Annotated in this window: 10 protein-coding genes and 2 pseudogenes; 2 read left to right on the top strand and 10 right to left on the bottom strand. The window is 54.8% G+C overall.

Features of this window, described 5'->3' with window-relative positions; translation table 11 throughout:
* Positions 1 to 182: response regulator transcription factor (locus tag PACILC2_RS25150; protein WP_213531685.1), on the bottom strand; the 182-nt coding region annotated here is incomplete at its 3' end.
* A gap of 73 nt (positions 183 to 255) precedes the next feature.
* On the opposite strand from PACILC2_RS25150, the gene PACILC2_RS25155 reads away from it, so the two are divergent.
* Positions 256 to 2121 (top strand): cache domain-containing sensor histidine kinase, encoded by a 1866-nt coding sequence (locus tag PACILC2_RS25155; RefSeq protein ID WP_213531687.1) that lies wholly within the window; start codon positions 256 to 258, stop codon positions 2119 to 2121.
* Here the strand turns inward: PACILC2_RS25155 and PACILC2_RS25160 are convergent.
* From PACILC2_RS25160 to PACILC2_RS27700, 7 genes are all read right to left on the bottom strand, one after another.
* Positions 2115 to 2777, bottom strand: a complete 663-nt coding sequence (locus PACILC2_RS25160) for an MOSC domain-containing protein (protein ID WP_213531695.1) — start codon at positions 2775 to 2777, stop codon at positions 2115 to 2117. The two genes, PACILC2_RS25155 and PACILC2_RS25160, sit on opposite strands and share 7 nt — an antisense overlap.
* Before the next feature lie 323 nt (positions 2778 to 3100).
* The gene (locus PACILC2_RS25165; protein ID WP_213531689.1) at positions 3101 to 4180 is read right to left on the bottom strand and encodes a Gfo/Idh/MocA family protein; all 1080 of its coding nucleotides are present in this window, start codon (positions 4178 to 4180) and stop codon (positions 3101 to 3103) included.
* Positions 4177 to 4386, bottom strand: a complete 210-nt coding sequence (locus tag PACILC2_RS25170) for a helix-turn-helix transcriptional regulator (protein WP_244863841.1) — start codon at positions 4384 to 4386, stop codon at positions 4177 to 4179. Before PACILC2_RS25170 ends, PACILC2_RS25165 begins: the two co-directional genes overlap by 4 nt.
* Positions 4383 to 5096 carry a cupin domain-containing protein gene (locus tag PACILC2_RS25175; protein ID WP_213531691.1) on the bottom strand — a complete coding sequence of 238 codons (714 nt, stop codon included), beginning with the start codon at positions 5094 to 5096 and terminating at the stop codon, positions 4383 to 4385. The genes PACILC2_RS25170 and PACILC2_RS25175 overlap by 4 nt, the downstream gene beginning before the upstream one ends.
* A 111-nt stretch (positions 5097 to 5207) precedes the next feature.
* A complete protein-coding gene (locus tag PACILC2_RS25180) occupies positions 5208 to 6059 on the bottom strand; it encodes a sugar phosphate isomerase/epimerase family protein (RefSeq protein WP_213531693.1) in 852 nt (283 codons plus the stop codon).
* A gap of 88 nt (positions 6060 to 6147) precedes the next feature.
* Complete coding sequence (locus PACILC2_RS25185) at positions 6148 to 6864, bottom strand: Gfo/Idh/MocA family protein (RefSeq protein WP_244863843.1); 717 nt, start codon at positions 6862 to 6864, stop codon at positions 6148 to 6150.
* Positions 6861 to 7160: a Gfo/Idh/MocA family protein gene (locus tag PACILC2_RS27700; protein ID WP_244863845.1), complete on the bottom strand. Its 300-nt coding sequence runs from the start codon at positions 7158 to 7160 to the stop codon at positions 6861 to 6863. Before PACILC2_RS27700 ends, PACILC2_RS25185 begins: the two co-directional genes overlap by 4 nt.
* A 231-nt stretch (positions 7161 to 7391) precedes the next feature.
* Here PACILC2_RS27700 and PACILC2_RS25190 point away from each other — a divergent pair.
* Positions 7392 to 7804: pseudogene (locus PACILC2_RS25190) on the top strand (DUF6157 family protein).
* Positions 7805 to 8145: 341 nt separating this feature from the next.
* Here PACILC2_RS25190 and PACILC2_RS25195 read toward each other — a convergent pair.
* Positions 8146 to 8418: pseudogene (locus tag PACILC2_RS25195) on the bottom strand (transposase); the annotation flags it as partial.
* Positions 8419 to 8673: 255 nt separating this feature from the next.
* Positions 8674 to 8868, bottom strand: a 195-nt coding sequence (locus PACILC2_RS25200) for a type II toxin-antitoxin system Phd/YefM family antitoxin (RefSeq protein WP_244863847.1), incomplete at its 5' end; no start/stop codon positions are given.

Consider the following 8868-nt stretch of genomic DNA (forward strand, 5'->3'; position numbering starts at 1 on the left):
CCGTCCATCTCCGGCATGCGAATATCGAGAAATACCAGATCCGGCTGAATAAGCGCAATCGTTTCCAATGCCCGATGGCCGAAGCCCGCATCGAAAATTTCTTCATGCGGATATAATAGCGACAGCTTCTGAATGATGCTCATTCGGACTTCCCGCTCATCATCCACGACGCATATTTTCATGATCGCTCACACTCCTTGGCTGTCTTATGCGCTTGTGCAGGCCGAATCTTACAATATCTGGAGGGAAATGCTGTTGTCCATTTTTCGGTCCGTCAAACGAATGGTAAACCAATTGTCGATCAAATACAAACTTTTCATGATCCTTTTGCTGATCTCGATCATCCCGCTTTCGCTGGTCAGCTACAGCTCCGAATCGTTCATGTTCCGGTCGAGCACGGAATACGCGGCTTCCGTCTCTTCGCAATATACCCGCTTCGTCTCGCGCGAAATCGCCAGCTATCTGGAAAGCTTGAACCAATCGTTCGACAATCTGTTCAGCAACTCCGATTTTCAGCGGTTCCTGGATACGCCGGTGTCCGATCTGACCGGGCAAACCAACGATATTATCAAATTCCGTCCGATCATCAAAAACGCGCTGCAATTCCACCCTGATGTGCTGGGCGTCCTCTATTTGGATAAGCCGGGCAAAGTCTACTTCTATTCGAACCAGAAAACGCTGGACGCGTCGTTCTCCTTTAAGGCCGACAGCCTGTACAATTCCGTATTCGATACGACGGAGCCCGAACTGCTGCCGCCCCATCCGATGAACTACGTCCTGTACTCGAAGGACCGCGTCTTCTCCTATGTATGGCCGATCGTAAATCTGAATACGGGGAAAACCGAATCGTGGTTCATTTTCGAGATCAACGCGGACAAACTGACCGGGATGCTGAGCGGCAACCGGCAGGAAGCCGGCGGACAGCTGCTGCTGTATCATGCGCCGTCAGGCACGAGCGTCGACAGTGCGGAGGCGGACCCGGACGTTATGCAAGTGTTCCGGACGAAGCTGGCGGAGATGCCTGAGAATTCGGGCCATTTTCTGTTCACGGCGGACGGCGCGGAATATCAGGCCTCCTACGCCGACCTGCCGGGTACCGGCTGGAAGCTGGTGTGGACCGCTCCCTTAAGCGGGATCGAGAAAGGCGCCCAGCAGGCCTTTTTGCTTACGCTGCTGATCGCCGCCGTCAGTCTGATCATCGCGATTATTGTCGCCTTCCCCGCGATGAACAGCGTTCTCCGGCCATTGTACCGGCTTAAGCAAGGGATGCAAAGCCTGGGGCGGGGCGTCTATGTGCCAATCGCGATGACGAATCGTCAGGATGAAATCGGCTATCTCGTCCAAAGCTACAATCAGACGTTATCGAAACTGCAGAAGATGGAACGCGAAGTGTATCAAGCGAAGCTCAGGGAGAAGGAGCGCGAGGTGCTGCAGCTTCAGGCGCAGATCAATCCGCATTTTCTGTTCAACACGCTGGAGACGATCGAATCGTACGCTCTTCGCAATAACGGAGACGCGGTCGGCGATATGGTGCAGTCGGTATCCCGCATGATGCGCTATACGGTCAGCAACAACAGCGGCTGGGCAACGGTGAAGGAGGAGATGGACTATATCCGCAACTTCATGAAAATCCACGACTACCGGCACGGACGGGAAGTGCGGACAAGCTTTGAGATCGATCCCGCCGCCCTGGATGTCCGGATCATGAAGCTGACGATTCAGCCTTATATCGAAAATGCGTTTAAATACGGGTGGAGCCCGAACATGAGCGCGGACGAATTTTCGCTGCGCGTCGTGGTCAAGGCGGCGGCAGGCGGCTTGCTCATCATCGTGCACGACACAGGCGCCGGCATGCCGGCGGACGTGCTGCACAAATTCCGGCAGTTGATCGCCGCCTCCGGCGAAACGGAAGATCCTTACTTCCGCCGCCATACCGGCATTTACAACGCCTACAGACGTTTCGTGCTGATGTACGGCGACGACGCCTTATTCCGGATTGACAGCGCACCCGGCCAAGGCACGCGCATCGAAATGTTCGTTCCTTCGCAGGCGCCAGGCGCCGCCGACATCCGTCCGGAGCAACCCGGATACGGGCCGGAACGGCGGAACAGGCTTCAATGAGGGGCATCGTTCCCGATTCCGGCCAGCCGTTTGCGCAACGTTTCTTGCCAGCTGCCGGACAGCTCTTCCACATCGAGAATGCGCTGAATGCCTTCCGCATTTTGCTTGTCATGATGCATAATCCGGTTGGCGAACGAAACGGTTACCGCCTTGGGGTGACGGAAGACGCGGATCAGACCGTCCTTCGGGGATACTTCGCCCTCCTGCAGCACGCGAAAATAATAACCGGTAAAGCCGGTTTCCTGCACTTTGACCGGGAGCTCGGGCACGCCGTATTTCACCGCTAATTTGAAGCAGGGCTGACGAGGCTGGCTGACCTGCACAACCGCTTCGCCGAAACGGAAAATATCACCGATGCACACTTCCGTCTCCGGCAGCCCTCTTACGGTCAAATTTTCGCCGAAAGCTCCGTAAGCCAGCGGTCTTTTCAATTCCCGCTCCCAGAACGGGTAATGCTCGTACGCATAGACGCAAAGCGCCTTGTCCCGCCCGCCATGATGGACCAAATCCGCCTGCCCGTCGCCTTCCAGATTGGAATAGGATAAATGCAAGAGGCCTTCGACCGGCGTCTTCCATATGCCGGTGGACAGTTCTCTACCCCGGTACTGAACTCGCTGCGGCTTGCCGATGTTTACGGAGACGATTTCGATTGTCATTTGCCATCCCTCTTCTCGACTTCGGACGATCAAAAAGGCGCGCATCGCGAGAAGGAACCCGACGAACAGAAGCATAAAGACGTATTCCTTCAACAGCAAACCGGCTGCTATGCCGACCGCCAGCATATAAAATCCGTACCTTCCGAATCGCTCGCCATCGTCCGCCAGATGTGAATATTATATCGCATCGCGCTTTCGGATGGGAGAAATTTGACAATCGAGAGCCGGAAGGCACAAAAAAGAGGACGCCGGCTCCTTTCAGTGCCACGTCCCCCGATGCAACCGATCGAATTCCGAACCGATCCTTTCCTTCCTGCAAAATCTTACGGCTTGTAAATATGCGGATTTTGACGCCGGCACTCCTCCATGACCAACATCTGCTGCCGCACCTGCTGCGGTGTAATTTCCAGCTCTGCCCCTTCGGTCATATGGCGGTGCAGCATCAGGTAAAGCGTCTTTGTCATCTCGTCAAACGGCGACAGGCCGTCCGGCGTGGACAGCTTCCAGCTGCCGGTATGCCAGATCAGCGTTTCGCTGCAGTAAGCCGGCATGCCGTTGCTGTCAAAGAGCGGCTCGCGAATCAGCTTCTGCTCGGGCGCTTCCTCCGGCTTGAAATATTTCCATTCCAGCTCCGTGACCGATCCGCGCAAGCCTCCGTTCGTGCCCTGAATGTTGAATTGCTCGCGGCTGTACGCGCAGCACGAAGAAATTTCCAAATCGATCGTCGGCCGGCCTTCTCCTCTCATAATCAGCTTCACGTAATCTTCCGCATCGCCGAACGTATTGGCCCGATCCATGATGCACGTAATTTGCGGCATCACATCGGTGCCGAACAGCTGCAGCGCCTGGTCGAGCGGATGGGGACCGGTGTTCATCAGATTGCCGCCGTTGTTGCTCTGCAGCGTCTGCCAGTCCCAACGGCGCGCGAAGTTGTTCAACGTAAAATTGACTTGCACGATTCTTCCCAGCACGCCGGAATCGATCACTTCCCGGATTTTCATAAACGCCTGCTGATAGCGGGACTGCTGGAATACGGCCAGCACTTTGCCGGACCGCTCGGAAGCTTCGATCAATTGATCGACTTCCTCCGCCGTCTTTGCAAGCGGCTTCTCGCACAGCACGTTAAAGCCCCGGTTCAGAAGCTCCAGCGAAATCGGAAAATGCAGATGGCTGGGGGAGGCGTTGACGACCAGATCGAGATCCTCGTGCCGCACCATCTCCTCCCAGCTTTCATAGGCCCGGCAGCCGTATTCCTTAACGGCCAGCTCGCGCCGTTCCGGAAGCGAATCGGATACGGCTGCAATCGTGTAATATTCCGGGATGGTGGCCAGCAGATTGCCGTGAATATTCCGTCCGCTTCGTCCTTGCCCGATAATTCCAACCTTCAGCGCTTGTCGGTTCATTCCTCATGCCCTCTTTCCGTCTCTGGTTTAGATGCGGGGTGTCCGAATGTTTTCTTGTATTCGGTCGGCGTAATGCCGGTTCGCTTTTTGAACGTCCGAATGAAATGGCTCAAATGGTGAAACCCCACCTGGTAGCCGATATGCGTAATCGTATGCGTCCCTTGCCGTATCAGCTCCATCGCCCGTTCGATCCGAACTTCATTCATAAAATCGACGAACGATTGGCCCGTCTCTTTTTGAACATATGGCTGAAATAGGCGGGAGCCATATTCGCGATCATGGCGCCGTGCTCGAGCGGAATGTCCTGGCTGTAATTATCGTAGATATACCGCTTCACCGCATCGATCGGATGCTGGTCCGCGAGCGCCGGCTGTCTGGCCGGCTTCCGCCTTGATTTGCGGAATTCGCGGTCGATCAGAATGAGCAGCTTGACGAGACTGATGCGAACCGAAAACTCGAATCCGGCTTCGCGGTGCTCGAATTCATCCTGTATATCCTGAAGCAACTGTTCGACAAGCAACTGCTTGCCTTTGGCGATATGCAGCCAGGGCTGCTGCCGGGAATCGCTGCGCCCTTCGGACGGCTGCAGCAGCGCAAGCAGCGTCGAAGAGAACGGCTTTACGTAATCGCGCACGAGAAACGGCATGAAATCGAGCAGCACGACTTCGTACGGCTTATCGTCAATCGCACTCAGGCTGTGCACCACGCCGGGTGAAATGATGAAAATATCCCCTCTGCTTACTTTGAGCGATTTGCCGCGCAGTTGATGATTGCACATCCCTCTGAGCACATACGCGATCTGAATATATTCGTGCGTATGCAGCGGCTGTTTCAGCGATGTGCTCGTATAGCGCAATATTTTGAAAGGAAATTCTTCGTTCAGCAAATCTTTGCTTTGGAAATAAGCGATCTCCACCGCCACTTCACCGCCCGGGAGCTTGTCTTGCCTCTAGCATATTGCAATCTGAAAGCGCGGACAACCCTAGGTTTCCGGCTGGCCGCCCGCCTTGCTCATAATGGCTGCAGCCTATGAACGGCCTAGCAGCCGCTTTACCGCATGAAAATCATGCTCCAGCCGTTCGTAAGGCGGAAACGGCGCATGGCATTCCAGCGTGATCCAGTTCCGATAGCCCGTCTCGACGAGCGCGTCGAACAAAGGGCGATGATCCGCTTCGCCTTCGCCAAGCCGGCATTGCAGGAAGCTTTCCTCCCCGCGGTGCGTCAAATTGACAAATGTGCCCGGCGCGCCGGCCTTCTCGATCCGCAGCTCGTCTTTCACATGCACATGGAACAGACGGTCGCCGAGCTTCAGCACGGAATCGCGCCCGTAATCCGTATCCGTAATATACATATTGCCGGCGTCATGAATCATGCCGACGTTGTCGTGCTCCAGCATGCCGAGCAGCCGGAGGCTGCTTTCCACCGTTTCCACAAGCGATCCGTTGTGAATTTCGAGAACGATCTCCGCCTGCTGCGCTTTCGCCTCCGCCGCACAGCGATCCAGCCAGTACGCCGCTTTGGCATAATGATAATCCTGCGCCAGGAAAGCGTTCGGACCGCCCGGGGAAACCCGGATTTGGGCCGCTCCGAGCTCGCCCGCGTGATGCAGCATGCGCTGAAATTCGGCGAATGTCTTCTCCGCTTCCCGATCGCTCATGACGGAAAATCCGCCGGCATACGAAGCGATGACCGGGATTTCCAAGCCGAGACCGTCCGCCAGCGCTTTCATTTCTTTCACCCGCGGCAGACTCGTTTCGGCCGACAGATGAGGCTCGCGGCCGGCAATTTCGATTCCGTCCATCCCCAGTCTTTTCGTCAGCCGCATCGCTTCCTGAATGCTGTAATCGATAAATACGCCGCTGAATGCAGCAAATTTCATCTTCGACCCTCCTAGCTTAACGCCTGTCGCATGACCCGTTGGCCGTTCCGGCATTAACGGGGGTCCGGCTGACCGCTGCCGCCGACGGTTAACCGAACGCCTTTTGCGCCGCGCTCGCATAAATCATTTCCACCAGCTGCACGGCGCGTAAACCGTCTTCGCCTGTAACGAGCGGCTCGACGCCTGTCTCGATCGCCGTCAACACATCGATGAGCTGGCTCTGATGAAGATCGGCCGCAATACTGCGGGGATCGGACACGCCGCCGTAGGCTCCGGAATGAATCCATTTCGGCTCGTCCCGGCCCGGCACCGTCCAATGCACGATCGACGTGCCTTCCAGCTTGATCGTTCCTTTCTCCCCGTATAGATGAAGGGAAGCGGGAAAACCGGGCTGGATGCTTGTGGATGCCATAATGGTGCCGAAGGCGCCGCTCTTGAACTGGATGATAGCCAAGCCCAGATCTTCCGCTTCCATGACATGCGTCTGCGTGGCGACTTGACCGAATACGGTGCGCGCTTCGCCGGCGAACCAGAGCAGCAGGTCGATGCTGTGGATGCCCTGATTCATGAGCGCGCCCCCGTCTTCCGCGATCGTCCCGCGCCAATCCGCGCTGTCATAGTAAGCCTGCGAGCGGTAGAAAGGTAGCGATACCTCGGCCAACAAAAGCTTGCCGAGCGCTCCTTCCTCCAGCACCCGCTTCACCGCCTGATGCTGGGCTTCGAAGCGCCGCTGGGAGATGACCGACAGCTTGACCCCTCGTTCCTTGGCCGTACGGACGAGCAAAGCCGCGTCGGCGGAATTCATCGCGATCGGTTTTCCACAATGAGATGCTTGCCGGCATTCAGCACGTCAAGCCCGATCCGCGCGTGGCTGCCGCTCGATGTCGTCAGACAGACGATATCGATATCCGACCGGCCGATCAGCGTCTTATAATCGTTCGTCCAGTCGCACTGTTCCCGCTCGGCTATCGCCCGGGCCTTGTCCGCGTTGCGGCTGGATACGGCCGCAAGGCGCGCTCCCTCGATCTGGTTGATCGCCGCGATATGGAAGTCGGCGACAGTGCCGCAGCCGATAATGCCGAAATTCCACGTCTTGATCACTGACACCTCCGTCGGATTATTCCAAGGCCAGCTTTTCCGTCCGCATTCAAGCTGGTTGAATATCCATCTTTAACTATACCAACTCCCCGTCCGCCGGTGTTGACGTTTCTTTCGAAGGAGATTTACATTTTTTTCGATTCCAATATTAATGGAAGAAAATGGTGTTCCGGTATGGTAGAATGGAATAATGAAAGGAATATGATAATGAAATGAAACATGGAGGCTGCTTCTATGGATTATAACTATTATCGAACGCTAATCGCGGTCGCCGACGATTGTCCCCTGCGCACGAGCAAGGTGCCGGAAGGGCGGGGAGGGAAGAAAAGTATTGCACAAATTCAATACGAAATGCTTGCCGGCCATCCGTACGAGTATACGCAGGAAGACGTGCTGTTTCATACATGGCTCGAGCGCCAGGACATTCCGAAGTCCGAGTCCGACATCGCCGGGCTGCGGGCAGCGTTTTTCTCCAAGCCCCAGGCATGTCTACGCACCTCTCCGCTGGCGAAAAGTACGGTTGGGGACTCGTCTTCGATGAGCAGGGCCGCGTCGCGCTCTGTCCGATGGAATCCGCACAGTACCGCGACCTGCTGGATGGCGGCGAAGTCAAGGTGGTCAAGGCGATGCGCTCGAAACGCGCCTAATCGCCGCCGAGCCGGTCCGTTCATGGCTCGCCATGCCGCCGCTTCGCCATCCGCTCGATGAGCGCCATCACCTGATTCGCCGCATCCCTGCTGTCGCTCGCGTTCATTCTTCCGATAATCGCCCTCCGGTTTCCGTACACGGTATGTGCCGTGTCGACAGAGACTACATATAAGAAAAACCGGGCATAGCCCGGTTTCAGACTGTAGACAAACCTCATTTCAAAAAAAGCTGAAATGGGGTTTCATCCTTTATATAGAGAGAATAAACAATCATTTTCTATGCTGGACTTGGCTTTCGCCAAGTCCAGTAGCCAATTTCTTTAAATTCATTGCAACAAAAGACGAAGAAAACCATCTCTTGTTTTTGGACGAGTATAAGGCATTACTGGTCGAATCCCATGATCACTTAGAAACTTTGCTATATAAGGGGTTTTGTATCCAGCATCTACGGCAACTACTTCAGGTTTTCCTACGTTTTCAATCACTTGCTCCACTAAATTTGACTGTCATGGATATTGGCACCAGTTACAATGGCTCCTAGTACAAATCCTTTAGAATCACAAGGCTGTATGAAAGGAATATGCAAATATTTTTTCTCTCTCATCTTTTACATAGTTGGTTACAAAAAGTATTGCGTAAGACGCCCGAACGGATCGGCGTCCTTTTTGGGCTTTTGGATCCTCTCTTGTTCCCGGAAGGTGGACTCGGATTCTTATTGAAGGATCGCAGCGGAATTTAACGGTAGCGGACGAATTCCTATTGTGCTATAAACCCATAAACAGGAGATGATCAGATGAATTCGCGGCCGAAGATTTCATTCCGAACCTCGTCTATAAAGCCCCTCAGGTAATCGTCCAGTTCATTCGGCATCATACCAACACGGCCCGCCAAACGATCCTCTTGTATAGCGAGCAGTTCTTCCGCAGTTTCAACATCTTCTCGCGACGGGAGAACGTCTCAATGTCCATCACGACAAGATCGCCTTCACCGTTCTTGGTCAGATACATCGGTTCCCCGGAAGATTTGCATAGATCGGCGATTTCATTATAGTTTTGCCGGATACT

Origin of the sequence: Paenibacillus cisolokensis, assembly GCF_018403665.1 — a bacterium.
Taxonomy (GTDB): Bacteria; Bacillota; Bacilli; order Paenibacillales; family Paenibacillaceae; genus Paenibacillus_AH; species Paenibacillus_AH cisolokensis.